The organism is Novosphingobium aerophilum, assembly GCF_014230305.1.
GTDB lineage: Bacteria > Pseudomonadota > Alphaproteobacteria > Sphingomonadales > Sphingomonadaceae > Novosphingobium > Novosphingobium aerophilum.
In genome coordinates, this window is record NZ_JACLAU010000054.1 from 1 (window position 1) to 16,544 (window position 16,544).

Genomic DNA, 16,544 nt, shown 5'->3' on the forward strand with positions numbered 1-16,544 from the left:
GGCGCTGATCGGGCAGGCGCGCAAGCTGCCCGCAGACCTCTGCCGGTCGCTGACCTGGGACCGCGGCAAAGAACTTGCTGACCACCGGCGCTTCACCCTGGCAACCGATATAGAAGTCTACTTCTGCGATCCGCACAGCCCGTGGCAACGCGGTACCAACGAGAACACCAACCGCCTGCTGCGCCAATACCTGCCCCACGGCGTCGACCTATCGACGTTCAGCCAGGCCCAACTCAGCGCCATCGCCAGACAGCTCAACGAGCGGCCGAGAAAAACCTTGATGTACCAAACGCCTGCTGAGAAGTTCGCCCAGAGCGTTGCATCGATCGGTTGAACCCACCGGCGTTAACGGCCATTGCAGTTGATCCACCCTGCCCCTCCCCTCGTCGTCCCGGGCTTGCCTGCCCTGACGAAGTTCAGGGACCCGGGACAGGGCTGTTCTTCCCCAACCGTTGCCACGCAAGCCCTGCCCCGGCTCAAGGCCGCGGCGACGATGGGGGGTGGTCGCGTGTTCTGTGCCGGGAGGATCTGCAAATCCTCAAGCGGGTGCGCCTGCCACAGGAGGGGTCCGCGCGCCTAGGCCGCCGCACTGCTCCGGGGCGAGACCAGCAGGGTCGAGGTGGCCGAGGCATAGATCCGGTCCGCCGCATCGACCAGACGCGCCTCGGTGTGGGCGACCCGCCTGCCCAGACTGACCACCCGGCCGATCGCGCGCAGCTCGCCCACGCCCTCGCGCATGGGCGCGTGGTAGGCCACCTTCAGTTCCAGCGTGACGCAATCCATCGGCTGCTGCAGGGCGCTGCTCGCCGCCAGCCCGCAGGCCGAATCGAGCATGGTCGCGGCAAACCCGCCATGGACGATGCCCAGCGGGTTGTAGACCGCGCGGGTCGGCGTGGCGGTAAAGACCACCTCGCCCTCGTCCGCCGCGGCGAGTTCCATGCCCAGCAGGTCCATCATCGGCGGACGCAGGCCCGAGGCCATCAGTTGGCGGATTTCCTCGAGCCCGGTCATGCCGCCCTCACAGCTTGCCCGTCAGCTCCGGCACCAGGGCGAAGAGGTCGCCGACGAGGCCGATGTCGGCGACCTGGAAGATCGGGGCGTCCTCGTCCTTGTTGATGGCGATGATGGTCTTGGAGTCCTTCATGCCGGCGAGGTGCTGGATCGCGCCCGAGATGCCGACCGCGACATAGACCTCGGGGGCGACGATCTTGCCGGTCTGGCCGACCTGGTAATCGTTGGGGACATAGCCCGCATCGACCGCCGCGCGGCTCGCGCCGACGCCCGCGCCGAGCTTGTCGGCCAGCGGGAAGATCACGTCCTGGAAGGTCTGCGCATCCTTCAGCGCGCGGCCGCCCGAGACGATCACCTTGGCGCTGCCCAGTTCGGGCCGCTCGCTCTTGGCGATCTCGGCCCCGACGAAGTGGGACAGGCCCGCATCGCCCGTGCCCGACACAGCCTCGATGCCCGCGCTGCCGCCCGTGGCCGCGGCCTTGGCGAAGGCCGTGCCGCGCACGGTCAGCACCAGCTTGGCGTCGCTGCTCTCGACCGTGGCGATGGCATTGCCGGCATAGGTCGGGCGGGTGAAGGTCTTCGGCCCGTCGATGCTCAGCACCTCCGAGACCTGCATCACGTCGAGCAGCGCGGCGACGCGCGGCGCCACGTTCTTGCCGTGGCTGGTCGCCGGCGCGACGAAGGCGTCGTAATCGGCCATCAGCGCCACGATCAGCGGCGCGACATTCTCGGCCAGCGCATGGGCATAGGCCGCATCATCGGCCTTGAGCACCTTGGCGACGCCAGCGATCTGCGCGGCGGCCGCAGCAGCGCCGTCGCAGCCCGCGCCGGCGACCAGCGCGGTCACCTCACCCAGTTGCCCCGCGGCCGTGACCGCCGCCAGCGTCGCATCCTTGACCGACGCGTTGTCGTGTTCGACCCAGACGAGAACGTTCATCTTCGCAATTCCTTTCAACCCATCCCCGTTCGCATCGAGCGAAGTCGAGATGCCTCGCGCAGCGTGTCTCGACTTCGCTCGACACGAACGGAGGAAGGTGAGTGATCAGGCTACGCCCATTTCCTTGAGCTTGGCGACCAGCGTGTCGACATCGGGGACCTTGATCCCGGCCGAACGCACCGGCGGCTCGGCCACCTTCAGCGTCTTCAGCCGCGGCGTCACGTCGACGCCGAAATCCGCCGGGCTCTTCACCGCGAGCGGCTTCGACTTGGCCTTCATGATGTTCGGCAGCGAGGCATAGCGCGGCTCGTTCAGGCGCAGGTCGGTCGTCACCACCGCCGGCAGCGCGAGCTTCACGGTCTCGAGCCCGCCGTCGACCTCGCGCGTCACCACCACCGCATCGCCCTCGACCACCACCGCCGAGGCGAAGGTGCCCTGCGGCCGCCCGAGCAGCGCCGCCAGCATCTGCCCGACCTGGTTCGAATCGTCATCGATCGCCTGCTTGCCGCAGATCACCAGGCCCGGCGCCTCCTCGTCGGCCACCGCCTTCAGGATCTTCGCCACGGCCAGCGGCTCCACCTCGGCGCCGTCCTCGACCTGCACCAGCACCGCCCGGTCCGCGCCCATCGCCAGCGCCGTGCGCAGCGTCTCCTGCGCCTTCGCCGGACCCACCGACACCGCCACGATCTCGGAAGCCGCGCCCTTCTCCTTCAGGCGGATCGCTTCTTCCACCGCAATCTCGTCGAACGGGTTCATGCTCATCTTCACGTTCGCAAGGTCAACCCCGCTCCCGTCAGACTTCACACGCGGCTTCACGTTGTAATCGATCACCCGCTTCACGGGCACGAGGATCTTCATCGGTCGGTCCTTTCGTTGCGGGGCCGGATCAGAACGCGTCGTCGGCGAGGGCCATCATCGACGTCTTGCCCGCCTTGATCGCCAGGAAGCTGGCGGTCGCCTGGGGCAGGATGCGTTCGAAGAAGTAGGTCGCGGTCTTGATCTTGGCGTCATAGAACGCCTTGTCCTCGGCTCCGAAGAACAGCTTGAGCCCGGCGATCTTGGTCGACTTGGCGAAGCAGTAGCCCATCGCCACCAGGCCGAGCAGGCGCAGGTAATCGGCCGAGGCGGCGCCCGCTTCTTCCGGATCCTTCATCCCGCGCTGGGCGATGGTCGCGGTGGAGAGCTGCAGCGCCCCGAAGGCCCTGGCCAGCCCTTCGACCATCGGCTTCATCGGCCCGTCGACGTTGTTCTCCTCGATGAACTGCGAAACCGGGTGGAAGAAGCTGCGCAGATAGCGGCCCATATTGGCCCCCAGCTTGCGCCCGACCAGATCGAGCGCCTGGACCCCGTTGGTCCCTTCGTAGATCATCGTGATCCGGGCATCGCGGGCGTACTGCTCCACGCCGCTCTCGCGGATGTAGCCGTGGCCGCCGTAGCACTGGATCGCCAGGTTGGCGCTGTCCGAGGCCAGATCGGTGAACAGCGCCTTCACCACCGGGGTCATCAGCGCGACGAAGTCGGACGCGCGCTTGCGCACCTCGGGATCGGGCGAATGGGCCTCGGCGTCGAGCGCGCGGGCGACCCAGCCCGACAGGGCGCGGCAGCCTTCGTTGTATGCGCGCATCGTCATCAGCATGCGGCGCACGTCCGGGTGGACGATGATCGGATCGGCCGGCTTGTCCGGATACTTCGCCCCGGCGAGCGAACGGCCCTGCAGCCGGTCCTTGGCGTACCACACGGCCGACTGGTAGGCCGCCTCGCCCACGCCCAGCCCCTGGATACCGACCGACAGGCGCTCGGCGTTCATCATCGTGAACATCGCCGCCATGCCCTTGTGCGGCTCGCCGACCAGCCAGCCGGTGGCATTGTCGAACAGCATCTGGCAGGTGGCCGATGCCTTGAGCCCCATCTTGTGCTCGATCGCGGCGCAGGTCACCCCGTTGCGCGGGCCGGGCGTGCCGTCCTCCTTGGGCAGGAACTTCGGCACCAGGAACAGGCTGATCCCCTTGATCCCCGGCGGGGCATCGGGGAGCCGCGCCAGCACCAGGTGGACGATGTTGCCGGTCAGGTCATGCTCGCCCGCCGAAATGAAGATTTTCGCGCCGCTGACCTTGTAGCTGCCATCGTCCTGCGGCACCGCGCGGGTGCGCAGCAGACCCAGGTCGGTGCCGCAGTGCGGCTCGGTCAGGCACATCGTCCCGGCCCATTCGCCGCTCACCAGCTTGGGCAGGTAAGCCGCCTTGAGCGCGTCGCTGGCGTGCCCCTCGATCGCGCAGACCGCACCGTGAGTCAGCCCTGGGTAAAGCCCGAACGACAGGTTGGCCGAACAGATCATCTCCTCGACCAGCTTGCCCACGGCCTCCGGCACGCCCTGCCCGCCCCATTCGGGCGACGAGGCGAGCGAGGTCCAGCCGCCCTCGGCAAAGGCCTTGTAGGCCTCGATGAAGCCGGCCGGGGTGCGCACCACCCCGTTTTCCAGATGGCAGCCTTCCTCGTCGCCGGGGCGGTTGAGCGGCAGCAGCACCTCGCGGCAGAACTTCGCGGCCTCTTCCAGGATCGCGTCGGTCAGGTCCGGGGTGAACTCGGCGTGGATCGGCAGGGCGCCGAAGCCGTCGTCGCTGTACAGTTCGTTGAGCACGAAGCGCATGTCGCGCAGGGGGGCGTCATAGACTTGCATGGTGGGTTCCCATCAGTTCCGCAGCGGCTTGCCGGTTTCGAGCATGTGCTCGACCCGCGCCTGGCTGCGCGGATCGCGCACGAGTTTCATGAAGGACTGGCGTTCGAGCGCGCGCATGTCGGCCTCGGTCAGGACATCGACCAGATCGGCCTCGCCGCCGGTCAGGATATCGGCCAGGGCATCGGCCACCACCCCGTCGTAGGGGGTGGCGAGGCCCTGGGCCTGGAAGCCCTTGACCGCCAGGGTCAGCGCCGCCTTGCCGCCCGCGCCGGGCAGGCGGAACTCGGGCGGCTGCGGGGGTTCGTACCCCTCCGCCAGCGCAAGCGCGCGGGCCTTGGCATCGGCCAGCAGGCGATCGCGGTTCATCGACACGCCGTCGGTGGGCCGCAGGAAGCCCAGCTCCTTCGCCTCGGCGGCCGACTTGGCGACCGTCGCGGTCGAGATCAGCTCGAACACCTTGGCGACGGCGGGCATCGGCCCCTTGGGCAGCATCGGGTTGTGCCGCCAGCGATCGATCATCTCGCCGCAGCCGCCCCAGCCGGGGATCAGGCCGACGCCGCATTCGACCAGGCCGATGTAGCTTTCGGCGTGGGCCTGGATGGCATCGCTGTGCAGCAGCACCTCGCAGCCGCCGCCCAGCGCCAGCCCGGCCGGCGCACCGACCACCGGGAACGGCGCGTACTTGAGCGCGAGGTAGGCATCCTGGCCGCCCTTGGTCAGCTTTTCGATCTCGCTCCAAGCCGCGATGTTGACCGCGAACATGGCCAGGCCCAGGTTGGCCCCGGCCGAGAAGTTGCTGCCCTCGTTGTAGATCACCAGGGCCTTGTACTTCTCTTGCACCAGCGGGATGGTCTGGCCGATCAGCGCCATGACATCGGCATCGAGCGCGTTCATCTTGCCGGTGAATTCCAGCGCGACGACCCCGTCACCGACATCCCACAGCGCGGCGGACCCGTTCTTGATGATCGGCTTGCCGGCCAGCTTGATGTCCTCGAGCAGCAGCACGCCCGCCGGCCGGACCACGTCGTGATAGGCGCCGTCGGTGCCGAGGAACTGGCGCTTGCCCTCCTCCACCCGGTAGAACGGCCGCTCGCCCGCGGTCTGGAGGATCACCGGAACCTTGCGCCCCTCGGCCGCCAGCCGCGCGGCGAGCTGGCCCGGACCCAGGCGGTCGATCAGCTCGAACGGCCCGTATTGCCAGTTGTAGCCCAGCTTCATCGCGTCATCGATCGCGACCACGTCGTCCGCCACGACGCCCACCAGGTCGGCGGCATAGCCCAGCACCTTGCCCAGGACTTCCCAGGCATAGGCCCCGACCTTGCCCGGTGCGCTGACCAGGGCCGCGAGGTCCTTCTCGGTGCCGGGGGGCAGCGGTGCGGGCTTGATGGTGGCGCGGAACTCGCCCGTCGCCAGATCGCGCGACTGCTTGGTCTTGGTCGCCTTGTCGAAGGCGTAGAACCCGCCCTTGCCCTTGCGCCCGGTATAGCCTGAGGCGATCATCGCATCGACCATCGGCATGGGCCGCACAGTGTCGAAATAGGGATCGCCGGCAGGCAGGGTGGAGGTCAGGCTCTTGGTCAGCAGCGGCATCAGATCGACCCCGACCAGGTCGATCAGGCCGAAGATCCCGGTCTTGGGCACGCCCATCGGCTTGCCGCCGATCTGGTCGGCCTCCTCGATGGTCAGGCCCTGGTCGATCGCGGCGTTGACCGCCACGGCCAGCCAGTAAGTGCCGATGCGGTTGGCGATGAAGCCGGGGGTGTCCTTGGTCGGCACCACGCGCTTGCCCAGCATGCGGTCGACGAAATCCTCGACCCGGCCGGCCACACCGGCATCGGTCTCGGTGCCGCGGACGATCTCGATCAGGCGCATGTAGCGCGGCGGGTTGAAGAAGTGGGTGATCAGGAAGTCCTTGCGGAACTGCTCACCCCGCCCGTCGACCAGCGCGTTCAGCGGAATGGTCGAGGTGTTGGACGACACCGCCGTGCCCGGGCGCTTGACCGCTTCCAGCCGGGCATAAAGCGCCTGCTTGATGTCCAGCCGCTCGACGATCGCCTCGACGATCCAGTCGCATTCGGCGGCCTTGTCGAGGTGATCCTCGATATTGCCGGTCTCGACCAGCTTGGCCGCCGCCTTCGACATGAAGGGGGCGGGATCGGTCTTGAGCATCTTGGCCACGGCGCCCTTGGCCACGGCATCGCGATCGTCACCCTCCCGGGGCAGGATGTCGAGCAGCAGCACCGGGATCCCGGCATTGGCCACCTGCGCGGCGATTCCGGCGCCCATCGTGCCGGCGCCGATCACGCAGACCTTCCTGATGGCGTCGGCTCCGCTCATCGCACGGCCTCCAGCACGGTGGCGATGCCCTGCCCGCCGCCGATGCACTGGGTGGCGAGCGCATAGCTGCCACCCTCGCGCTGCAGCAGCGCCGCGGCCTTGCCGACGATGCGCGCACCGGTGGCGCCCAGCGGGTGACCGATGGCGATCGCGCCGCCATCCAGATTGACCTTGGCGGCATCGAGCCCGAGGTCGGCGATGCAGGCCAGCGACTGGCTGGCGAAAGCCTCGTTCAGTTCGACCACGTCGAGCTGGCCCGCCTCGATCCCGGCGCGCTTCAGCGCCTTGCGGCTCGCCTCGACCGGTCCGATCCCCATGATCTCGGGCTGGCAGCCGGAGATCGCGACGGACTTGATCCGGGCCAGGATCGGCAGGCCATGGGCCCGGGCATAGTCCTCGCTGGCGACCAGCACGGCGCTGGCCCCGTCGGTCAGCGGCGACGAGGTTCCGGCGGTGACGGTGCCGTCCTTGCTGAAGGCCGGCTTGAGCCCGGCTAGCGCCTCGGCGGTGGTGCCGGGGCGCGGGGTTCCGTCGGCATCGACCACGCCGCCCTTGGCCTGGATCGGCACGATCTCGTCCGCCAGCTTGCCCGCGGCGATGGCGGCGGCGGCCTTGTCCTGGCTGGCGACGGCAAAGGCCTCCTGCTGGGCGCGGGTGATCTGGTACTTGCTGGCCACGTTTTCGGCGGTTTCACCCATGCCCATGTAGGCCGCGCTCTTCTTGGCGAGCGCCGGGTTCGGCAGCGGGTTGAAGCCCATCATCGGCACCCGGCTCATCGATTCGACGCCGGCGCAGATGAACACCTCGCCCGCGCCGAGCTGGATCTGGCCGGCAGCGATGTGGACCGAGCTCATCGAGGATCCGCAGAAGCGGTTGACCGTCATCCCGCCGACCGACAGCGGCAGATCGGCCAGGAGGCCAACCAGGCGAGCGATGTTGAAGCCCTGCTCGCCTTCGGGGAAGGCACAGCCCATCACGATATCCTCGATGTCTTCCGCCTTGACCCCGGTCCGCTCGATCAGGCCGCGGATCACCTGCGCGGCCAGATCGTCGGGACGCACGCGCGCCAGGGCGCCCTTGCCGGCGAGATGGAAGGGGGAACGGGCATAGCCCACGATGACCACGTTACGCATCGATCGAAGCCTCTCCAGGGAATCGGAACTTGGAATGACCTAATGGTGCCAAAGCTGACGTATACGTCAACGAAAATTTTCATCCTCGCCCACCGTCCGGGCTCTTTTAACAACCTGACCCGGGGCTGTGGCCCGTCTCGCCGGGCAAAACCCAAACCCATCGGCTCTCGCCGGAAATGGCTCAATATTGTCTGCATTGTAACAGATCGTAGGCGCCCATTGGCGGCCCGGCCGACACCCCATCATGCCACAGTCCGGGCAAGACGGAAGGGGGCAAGCGCCCTCCGTGATCCAAATGCCGTATAGAGCCCTTGACTTACCAATACGTCATCCGTGAGTATGACCGTGCGACTCGCTGTCGGGTCAGGGCGGGACCCTGTCCGCCCGATCGGCGCGGCGGGCGCGAAGACCCGGTCGAACGACCCCTGAGGAGATGCCAGAGTGCTGTTCGAGCAGGCCGCTGCCCCCGATCCCGCTTCCCGGCCAGCATCCTGGCCAGTATCCTGGGAGGTGGCCCGCCCCCGCCTGATCACCGAACTGCTCGACGGGGCGGCGCGCGCCCATCCCGGGCGCCTCGCGATCGACTTCTATGGGCGGACCTGGACCTATGGCGATCTGGCCGACATGGTGCAGCGCGCCGCGCGGGGACTGCAGGACCGGGGCCTGCGTCCCGGGGACCGCTTCGGGCTGTGCCTGCCCAACTGCCCCGCTTTCGTCGTGCTGTACTTCGCCGCGCTGCGCGTCGGGGCGATCGTGGTCAACTTCAACCCGCTCTATACCGAGCGCGAGCTGGAACATCAGATCCGCGATTCCGGCACCCGGATGATCGCCGTGCCCGATGTCGCGATGATTCACGACAAGGTGGAAGCCGTGGCCGCGCGCAGCGGGATCGACACGATCGTCCTGTGCGAGATGCGGGGCATGCTGCCCCGCCTGATGGGGCTCGGCTTCGCCCTGTTCAAGCGGGCCGAGCACGCGACCATCACCGACCCGGCGCTGCATCTGCGGTTGCGCGACCTGCTGGCCGCCCCACCCTCGCCCCACCCGGTCGACCAGTCGCCCGACGATGTCGCGGTGCTGCAGTACACCGGCGGGACCACCGGCGTGCCCAAGGGGGCCATGCTGACCCATGCCAACCTGACCGCCAACAGCGCCCAGATGGTCAGGCATGTCGAAGGCCTGCTGCCCGACCGTTGCCGCGTGCTGGGCGTCCTGCCCATGTTCCATGTCTTCGCCCTGACCACCGTGCTCAACTTCTCGGTCGAGACCGCGACCGAGATGGTGCTGCTGCCGCGCTTCGAGATGGCGCAGGTGCTCAAGACCATGAAGCGCAAGCCGCCGACCCAGTTCTTCGGCGTGCCGACCATCTACGTGGCGATCAACGAGCTGCCCGACGATCGCGTGCCCGACCTGTCCACGGTTCGCTCGTGCATCTCGGGCGGGGCGCCGCTGCCGCTGGAGGTGCGCGAACGCTTCGAGGCGCGGACCGGGTGCCAGGTGGTGGAAGGCTATGGCCTGTCGGAAAGCTCTCCGATCATCGCCTGCAACCCGTTCGACGGCAGGCTCAAGGCCAATAGCTGCGGGCCCGCCTTCCCCGGCACCGTGCTGGAAATCCGCGATCCGGCCGACCCGACCCGCCTGCTGCCCCAGGGCGAGCGGGGCGAGGTCTGGGCACGCGGGCCGCAGGTGATGAAGGGTTACTGGCAGCGCGAGGACGACACCCGCGCCGTGCTGATGGACGGCGCCCTGCGCACCGGCGACATCGGCTATCTGGACGAGGACGGCTATCTCTTCCTGGTCGACCGGATCAAGGACGTGATCCTGTGCGGCGGCTACAACGTCTATCCGCGCGTGATCGAGGAGGCGACTTATCAGCACCCGGCGATCAAGGAGGCCGTCGCGATCGGCGTGACCGACAAGTATCGCGGCCAGGCGCCCAAGCTGTTCGTCGCCCTGCACGAGCCCGGTGCTGTAAGCGTGGAGGACCTGCGCGCATTCCTGGCCGAACGGCTCAGCAAGATCGAACTGCCCAAGGACATCGAAGTGCGTGACAGTCTGCCCAAGACCATGATCGGCAAGCTGTCGAAGAAGGAACTGGTCGAGGAAGAAGCGCGGAAAAACACCGCGTGACGTAACGTCCACCGTCGCGCTAGGGCGGCGGCGCGACACTGCACCGAAGGACGGCAAGCGATGCGCCGATACGATCTGACCTGTCATGACGCTGCCTGATCAGCGCGCCGCCGCACCCACGCCGCGCGACCGCGAGGACGGGGTCCAGGGCATCCAGGACGTGGCGCAGGAGCTGGGCATCACGCTCAGGACCCTGCGGTTCTACGAGAACGAAGGACTGATCGATCCGCAGCGGATCGGCAACCGGCGGATCTATTCGCGCCGCGAGGTGGCCCGGATCCAGCTCATCCTGCGGGGCAAGCGGCTGGGCTTTTCGATCCGTGAGATCAAGGAGTTCCTTGATCTTTACGATGCCGATCCCGAACATCTGGAGCAGATGGAGCGGCTGGCCGCCCGGGTGCGCGAGCGGCTGGTGGACCTGAAGAAGCAGCGTGACGCGCTGGACCTGACGATCGAGGAGTTGACCAGCATCGAGGCCGAGGCGCTGGCCTGGCTGCGGCAGCCCGGGCGCGGCCGGTAACGGGTCGCCCCAACTGCCTGCCGCGCGTCCCTCGGCCAAGCCCGGGCCGGATGGCATGGCCTTACCCGTTGGCCTGGGATGTCGAACGATGCACAGACCGATCCCGGTTGCCCCTGCCCGGCAGCCAGCAACGCGACGGCCAGCACGAAGAGTTCGGCCGATGCCGAGTGAGGGCGGCTCGCACGATTGACCGTGCCAGGCCCCCGAAGGCTCAGTCCAGCACGTTCGGATCGCGGCGGATTTCCCGCCGGGCCATGGCTTCCCACAGGAACGGCATACCCCAATCGTCGGACAGGCTGACCACGCGCAGGCTGGCCGGGTTGGTGATCGGCTGCCCTCCCCCCAGCGTCTCCACCTGCCAGGCGATGCGGCACCGGTGCTCCAGCGTGATGGCGCGCAGATGCGCCTGGCGGATGTCGCGCGCGACCAAAAAGACGCCGTGGTTCTTCAGCAGGGCCCACTTGCCCTCGCCCAGCGCGGCAGCGGCGGCCTGGGCCTCGCCCGCGCCGTCCACGGTGCCGGCGTACTCGTCGTAGAGCACCGGATCGTCCGCGACCTGGCCCGAGGTCTGGTCGTAGATCGGCGGGACCCGTCCGGTTGCGGCCCAGACCGAGCCCCAGCGGGAATGGTTGTGGATCACCACCCGCAGGTCATGCCGGCGCTGGTGGACCGCCAGATGCAGGCCGATGGCTGGGGTCACGTTCCAGTCGCCCTCGATCACCTGCCCGGCGCGATCGACGCGGATGATGTCCGACGCGGTCAGCTCGTCCCAGGCCAGCTCCCACGGGTTGACCAGGAAGGTCCCGTCCGGCTCGGCCAGGGTGATGTGCCCCGCGATGTGATCGTCGTAACCCTCGCGGTGGAGCGTCCGGCACAGCAGGGCCAGTTCCTGCCGCGCGGTCAGCGCAGGCAGCAGCGGGCGCCGTCCGGGGCGCGGGGCCAGTTCGGCGAGTGTCGGGATCCGGCGCTCGGCCGCGGGTGGGTTCAGTTCCATTGGGCCGAGGCCTCCGCCGTATCCGCGAACCGGGCGCCGCGGATGCCCAGCGCGGCGCGCGCCTCGTCCAGCGGCAGGTGAAACACGTCCTCATAGCGCATCAGGTAGATCGGATCGGACTGACGCCCGACCGTTGCGCCGCGTTCCAGCGCGTCGAGCGTCACCAGCCAGGTCTGCGGATAGTGCAGCACCGCCCGGGTCAGGATGCGGGTCGAACCCAGGATCGAGAAAGCCGAGAGTTCACCGGCCAGTTCGGGATCGAGATGGACGAACAGGTTGGCCAGCCGCATGTAGTAGGGCACCAGTTCACCGATGAAATCGAACCCGCCGCCGCCGATGATATGCTCGAGATCATGGGTCTGCCCGGCGCGGAGCTGGAAGTACTCGAAATCGTTGCGCGGCTCGAAGGGCGGGACAATGTCGACCTGCAGGTTCTTGTCGGTCAGTTGTGCGTAGAAGATGCCGCCCACCGTATCGGGGGCATAGTGGGCGAGATCGGCGGTCTGGAAGGTCGAGACGAAGCCCTCGCGGAACCAGGCGTCCAGTGCGGGATTGCGGGCACGCTCGGCGGCGAGCAGGGCGTTGATCCGGTCGATGTCCTGCACCTCGCGCAGGATCTGGACCAGTTGGATCGAATCCGACGGCGTGGGCACATCCGGGCCGTTGCGGCGAAGCAGGTGCGTGGCGACCCAATCGCGCACGCGAGGATCGTTGAGATAGCGCGACGAGCTGACCAGCACGCTGCTTTCGGTGGCGACCGGGACGATCCCGCGCATCAGGTAGGAGTAGTCGGCCATGTCAGGTCTCCTCGGCCAGGTGGGAGGGCGCCAGCCGGTCGAGCAGGTCCGGCGCGAGCGGAACGGGGAAACGCAGCAGCATCTGCCCCATGCCCTTGGCCGCGGCATCGAGCCGGGTGCTGGCATTGATCCCGCCGGTCAGGGCATCGTGAACCACGAAGTTGAGCGCGTTGAGCCCCGGCGCGAAGTGACGTTCCACGCGCGGTGGCTGGCCATCGGGGCCCAGGTGGGCATACCAACCCGCCACCGCCTCCGGGGTGAGCGCGGCGGCCAGGGCCGGGAGCCAGGCGGGATCGCGGGCGATCACGGCAACGTTGAACAGATGCCCCTTGTCGCCACTGCGCACCCAGGCGAGCCGGACCAGATCGACGCTGACGGCGTCCGAGGAAGCGGGTGCCGTCCCGGGGGCGGCGTTCGGGACCGGCACCGCAGGCGGTTGCCCCTCCTCGCCCGCGGCCGCTGGAATAGGCGTCGCCTGGCCGCCGATCGTCATCCGCGGCATGACCCGCGCCTTGTCGACCAGCCCCAGGTGAATGCCGGTCAGCGGCAGGACGGTGGTGGCCAGGTTGATCGAGGTGCCCACCGCCATGCCCGAGATCGCCGCCCACTGTTCGCGGGCGAAGATCTCGGCACCGGTGCGGGTCGGGTGATCGGCCACCAGCTTGCAGATCAGTTCGCGGGTGTCGGTGTAGCGGCCATGGGCCCCGAAGCTGGCCTCGCCGCCGATCATCACCGTTTCGGTGCGGGTGAAATCGGGCAGGCCGGCCGCGCTCAGCAGGCGGCGGGCCCGGGCGAACAGGGCATCGGCCTGGCGGGCGGCCTTGGCGGCGGCCTCCTCGCCGATGATCGGCTGGTAAGCGGTGCAGCGCCAGCCCTGGTCGAAGGTGATGCAGGTCTTGTAGCGGGGCGTCGGCGGATGGCCGCGGGCCCCGCTGACCCGCACCCGATCGGGGCCGACCTGTTCGAGCCGCACCCCGGCGAAATCGCAGCGGACATCGGCCACGATGTAATCGGCCGGATCGCCCACCTCGTAAAGCAGCTGCTCGGCCACGGTGCCGACCGAAACGAGGCCGCCGGTGCCCTCCGGCTTGGTGATGACCAGGGTGCCGTCGGCATGGCACTCGCCGATCGGATAGCCGATCTCGGCCCAGTCTGGCACGTCGCGCCAGTCGGTGAAGGTCCCCCCGGTGACCTGCGCCCCGCATTCGAGCAAGTGCCCGGCCAGGGTCCCGGCGGCGAGCAGATCGTGCTCGTCGGCGGTCCAGCCGAATTCATGGATCAAGGGGCCAAGCGCAAGCGCGCTGTCGACCACCCGGCCGGTCACGACAATGTCGGCGCCGGCAGCCAGCGCCGCCGCGATCGGGAAGGCGCCGAGATAGGCGTTGGCGCTGATCACGGGATCCGGCAGCGGTGCGCCGGTGAACATGTCGGGCAGCCCCTGCGAGCGCAGTGTTGGCAGCAGCGGTTGCAGATCGTCCCCGTCGACATGGGCCACCCGCAGGGCCAGGCCCTGTTCGGCGATGGCGGCCTCCAGCGCGGCGGCCAGCCCCGCCGGGTTCACCCCGCCGGCATTGGCCACCACCCTCACCCCCCGGGCGGCGATCTCGCGCAGGTGCGGGCCGACGTGGACCGTCAGGAAATCGGTGCCGAAGCCCGCAGCCGGGTTGGCCGCCTGCATCCGCCCGAACAGGCCCATCGATCCTTCCGCGAGGTAATCGAAGATCAGGTAATCGAGCCGACCGCCCGCGAGCAGTTGCGGCACCGACAGGGCCGTGTCCGAGAACGAGGCCGTCGCTCCGCCGATGCGCACCACCTTGTCGCCCGCTCCGCTCGCCATGGCACTCTCCCGTTCGGCTTGTCGGGACCATGCTACGCCCGCCCCTCGTCAACGACTGTTACGCTCGTTACAATTGATGCCATGACCGGAACGACTCCCTCTCAAACCCGCGAGGTGCTGCGGCAGGCTCCGTGGCTGCGGGCCTATCCGCCCGAACTGGGCGAGCGGCTGCTCGCCGAGGGCCGGCTGGTGCGGCGGGCGATCGGCGAATGGGCCCAGGCCGAGGGCGATGATCGCGGCGGGCTGGTGGTGGTGATCGCGGGGCAGCTCCATTCGTACTGCGCCGCGCCGGGCGATCGCACGGTGATGATCGGGCTGGTCTCGCCCGGAGCGGTGCTGGGCCATGCCACCCGGTTCAGCGGAGGGCCGCGCCTCGTCACGGCGGTCTGCGTCGAACCGACGATCCTGCTCGAGCTGACCGAGGCCGCGCTTGACCGCGTTGCGGCGCATCGACCCGAGCTGTGGCGGGCGATTGCCGACTTCACCTATGCCAATATGCGCAGCGTGCTGCAGTTGGCGGCCGAAACGGTTGCCCTCGGCCCGCGCGAGCGGCTGGTGGCGCGGCTGCTGGCGGCTGCGGAGCGCCGGGCCGAACCCGATACCGCTGAGGCTCCGGTGATCCGCATCAGCCAGGAGCTGCTCGGCGAAATGGCCGGGCTGACCCGCAAGACCGCCAATCATCACCTCTCCGCCCTGGCCCGGTCGGGGCTGATCGCGCTTGGCTATGGGTGCATAAGGCTGCTCGACCGGGCCGCGCTGCAGCGGATCATCTCCGGCTGACCGCGGTCCATCCGGGGCTGGATCTGCAGTCCCGCCCTGACGCCCCTCACGCGCAGGGGGTCGGGGCGTGAGCCACAGCGTTCCGGGGGCTCAGCGGTCGACGGATTCGATCTCGACGGCCGAGAGCACCGCCTCCCCGCGTTGCGGACGGAACTGGAGCGTCAGGCCATCGCCCGCGACGCCAACCTCTGCCGACTGCACCAGCGCGGTCTTGGCCGCCCCGGCGCGGGCCGCGATGTCGACCGCCGGGAACAGCACCTGCCCGTTGGCCACCACATCGAACACCCGTTCACCGGGTGCGGCCGAGGGTTCGACGAAGGTCAGGCGCACCCGGTAGCGGCCCTGGGCCAGCGGGACGCGGTAAGCGAAGGTCCCGCGCCGATAGGTCGCGACAATGTCCCGGTCCGGGGTGCCGGCGACCGGCGTCGGGACCTCGGGCTTGCCGTAGTCGGCGGGCTTGTCGAGGCTGGCCGCATCACCGCCGGTGAAGAAGGTGTCCGAGCCGAACCGGCCCGTGCTGCCCTTGGCCGCGAGCAGGGCGCCGGCGTCGATCCGCATCGCACGGGCCTGAGCGGGATCGAGCTGCCATTCCACCCGATCGCTCACGGCCTTGCCCGCAACGGTGCCGCTTGCGACCAGCACATTGCGGCCTGGCACCAGGCGCACGTCACGCCACACGCAGGTTCCAGTGTCGCAATGCGGAGCGGTCGCGACGGCGCGGCCGTTGAGCGACAGCCGCGGGGCGGCGGCATTAGTGTAAACCTTGACGTCGGTCACCGGATAGGCCCGGTCGACATAGCGCCGCCCGGTGATGTGCAGGGTGGGCGTGCGCGTCCAGTTGGCCTTGTAGAAGTGGTACGCGTCCTTGCGCGTCTTGCGGTCGTAAGTGACCAGGCCCTTGGTGTTGAGATCGTCGGCATCGCCCTCGCGCCGGACCGTGGTGGCAAAGTCGAAGGCGACCCACAGCCATGAGGCGCCCAGCCAGGGGCGCGCCTTGATCGCCTGCCAGTTGATCTCGTGAACCAGGCTCTCGACCTCCTCGGGCTGCTTGCGCCCGCGCGAGTCCGGCGGTGAGGCCAGCGGATTGTCGGTGTGGAGCGTGGTCGCCCCGCCCGCGCCGTATTCGGTCAGGGCCAGCGGCTGCCACGGACGCGCCGCGCGCAGGGCATCGAGCGCGGGGCCCAGGTCGGTCGGCTTGCCGTAGTACCAGCCGTAGTAGCGGTTGGTCCCGCCCAACTGGACCACCGGGGCGGTGATCGGCACCTCGACCCCCGGATCGAAGGCGCGGCCCTCGCAGCAGGTGGCCAGCGCCGAGGGGCGCGACGGATCGAGCGCGCGGGCGAGCTGATCGAGCTCGCGCAGCAGCGGCAGGGGATCGGGCGGCGTCCCGG

14 protein-coding genes are annotated in these 16,544 nt (G+C 68.8%); 4 read left to right on the forward strand and 10 right to left on the reverse strand.

From position 1 onward, the window contains the following. The coding region (locus H7F49_RS17755; protein ID WP_185684904.1) for an IS30 family transposase at positions 1 to 334 on the forward strand (334 nt) is incomplete at its 5' end. 242 nt (positions 335 to 576) lie between these two features. Here H7F49_RS17755 and H7F49_RS17760 read toward each other — a convergent pair. The 6 genes from H7F49_RS17760 to H7F49_RS17785 form a co-directional block, all read right to left on the reverse strand. Then, on the reverse strand, positions 577 to 1,011 hold the full coding sequence (locus H7F49_RS17760; RefSeq protein ID WP_185684905.1) for a PaaI family thioesterase: 435 nt from the start codon (positions 1,009 to 1,011) through the stop codon (positions 577 to 579). A 7-nt stretch (positions 1,012 to 1,018) separates the two neighbouring features. Beyond that, entirely contained in the window at positions 1,019 to 1,948 is a 930-nt protein-coding gene (locus H7F49_RS17765; protein ID WP_185684906.1) for an electron transfer flavoprotein subunit alpha/FixB family protein, read from the reverse strand. 105 nt (positions 1,949 to 2,053) lie between these two features. Beyond that, entirely contained in the window at positions 2,054 to 2,806 is a 753-nt protein-coding gene (locus H7F49_RS17770; protein ID WP_185684907.1) for an electron transfer flavoprotein subunit beta/FixA family protein, read from the reverse strand. A gap of 28 nt (positions 2,807 to 2,834) precedes the next feature. Further along, the gene (locus tag H7F49_RS17775) at positions 2,835 to 4,625 is read right to left on the reverse strand and encodes an acyl-CoA dehydrogenase C-terminal domain-containing protein (RefSeq protein WP_185684908.1); all 1,791 of its coding nucleotides are present in this window, start codon (positions 4,623 to 4,625) and stop codon (positions 2,835 to 2,837) included. Positions 4,626 to 4,637: 12 nt separating this feature from the next. Continuing rightward, entirely contained in the window at positions 4,638 to 6,962 is a 2,325-nt protein-coding gene (locus H7F49_RS17780; protein ID WP_185684909.1) for a 3-hydroxyacyl-CoA dehydrogenase/enoyl-CoA hydratase family protein, read from the reverse strand. Next, a complete protein-coding gene (locus H7F49_RS17785; RefSeq protein ID WP_185684910.1) occupies positions 6,959 to 8,095 on the reverse strand; it encodes a thiolase family protein in 1,137 nt (378 codons plus the stop codon). The genes H7F49_RS17780 and H7F49_RS17785 overlap by 4 nt, the downstream gene beginning before the upstream one ends. A 510-nt stretch (positions 8,096 to 8,605) precedes the next feature. Between H7F49_RS17785 and H7F49_RS17790 the strand changes: the two genes are divergently transcribed. Beyond that, positions 8,606 to 10,225, forward strand: a complete 1,620-nt coding sequence (locus H7F49_RS17790) for a long-chain-fatty-acid--CoA ligase (RefSeq protein ID WP_328806849.1) — start codon at positions 8,606 to 8,608, stop codon at positions 10,223 to 10,225. 85 nt (positions 10,226 to 10,310) lie between these two features. Beyond that, on the forward strand, positions 10,311 to 10,745 hold the full coding sequence (locus tag H7F49_RS17795) for a MerR family transcriptional regulator (protein ID WP_185684911.1): 435 nt from the start codon (positions 10,311 to 10,313) through the stop codon (positions 10,743 to 10,745). A gap of 211 nt (positions 10,746 to 10,956) precedes the next feature. On the opposite strand, the gene H7F49_RS17800 is transcribed toward H7F49_RS17795, so the two are convergent. Genes H7F49_RS17800 through H7F49_RS17810 form a run of 3 tightly spaced genes read right to left on the reverse strand, consistent with a single transcriptional unit; the run spans position 10,957 to position 14,373 of the window. After that, the gene (locus H7F49_RS17800) at positions 10,957 to 11,739 is read right to left on the reverse strand and encodes a class II aldolase/adducin family protein (RefSeq protein WP_185684912.1); all 783 of its coding nucleotides are present in this window, start codon (positions 11,737 to 11,739) and stop codon (positions 10,957 to 10,959) included. Further along, on the reverse strand, positions 11,730 to 12,536 hold the full coding sequence (locus tag H7F49_RS17805; RefSeq protein WP_185684913.1) for a Coq4 family protein: 807 nt from the start codon (positions 12,534 to 12,536) through the stop codon (positions 11,730 to 11,732). The genes H7F49_RS17800 and H7F49_RS17805 overlap by 10 nt, the downstream gene beginning before the upstream one ends. Before the next feature lies 1 nt (position 12,537). Beyond that, positions 12,538 to 14,373: an acyclic terpene utilization AtuA family protein gene (locus H7F49_RS17810; protein WP_185684914.1), complete on the reverse strand. Its 1,836-nt coding sequence runs from the start codon at positions 14,371 to 14,373 to the stop codon at positions 12,538 to 12,540. A gap of 81 nt (positions 14,374 to 14,454) precedes the next feature. Here H7F49_RS17810 and H7F49_RS17815 point away from each other — a divergent pair, with 81 nt between their 5' ends. Further along, on the forward strand, positions 14,455 to 15,153 hold the full coding sequence (locus tag H7F49_RS17815) for a Crp/Fnr family transcriptional regulator (RefSeq protein ID WP_185684915.1): 699 nt from the start codon (positions 14,455 to 14,457) through the stop codon (positions 15,151 to 15,153). A gap of 90 nt (positions 15,154 to 15,243) precedes the next feature. On the opposite strand, the gene H7F49_RS17820 is transcribed toward H7F49_RS17815, so the two are convergent. Further along, positions 15,244 to 16,544: malectin domain-containing carbohydrate-binding protein (locus H7F49_RS17820; RefSeq protein ID WP_268958989.1), on the reverse strand; the 1,301-nt coding region annotated here is incomplete at its 5' end.

Coding starts and splice junctions, on each gene's coding strand:
- H7F49_RS17775 (WP_185684908.1), bottom strand. CDS start 4,625: ATGCAAGTCTATGACGCCCCCCTGCGCGACATGCGCTTCGTGCTCAAC.
- H7F49_RS17785 (WP_185684910.1), bottom strand. CDS start 8,095: ATGCGTAACGTGGTCATCGTGGGCTATGCCCGTTCCCCCTTCCATCTC.
- H7F49_RS17810 (WP_185684914.1), bottom strand. CDS start 14,373: ATGGCGAGCGGAGCGGGCGACAAGGTGGTGCGCATCGGCGGAGCGACG.
- H7F49_RS17805 (WP_185684913.1), bottom strand. CDS start 12,536: ATGGCCGACTACTCCTACCTGATGCGCGGGATCGTCCCGGTCGCCACC.
- H7F49_RS17780 (WP_185684909.1), bottom strand. CDS start 6,962: ATGAGCGGAGCCGACGCCATCAGGAAGGTCTGCGTGATCGGCGCCGGC.
- H7F49_RS17815 (WP_185684915.1), top strand. CDS start 14,455: ATGACCGGAACGACTCCCTCTCAAACCCGCGAGGTGCTGCGGCAGGCT.
- H7F49_RS17765 (WP_185684906.1), bottom strand. CDS start 1,948: ATGAACGTTCTCGTCTGGGTCGAACACGACAACGCGTCGGTCAAGGAT.
- H7F49_RS17800 (WP_185684912.1), bottom strand. CDS start 11,739: ATGGAACTGAACCCACCCGCGGCCGAGCGCCGGATCCCGACACTCGCC.
- H7F49_RS17760 (WP_185684905.1), bottom strand. CDS start 1,011: ATGACCGGGCTCGAGGAAATCCGCCAACTGATGGCCTCGGGCCTGCGT.
- H7F49_RS17770 (WP_185684907.1), bottom strand. CDS start 2,806: ATGAAGATCCTCGTGCCCGTGAAGCGGGTGATCGATTACAACGTGAAG.
- H7F49_RS17795 (WP_185684911.1), top strand. CDS start 10,311: ATGACGCTGCCTGATCAGCGCGCCGCCGCACCCACGCCGCGCGACCGC.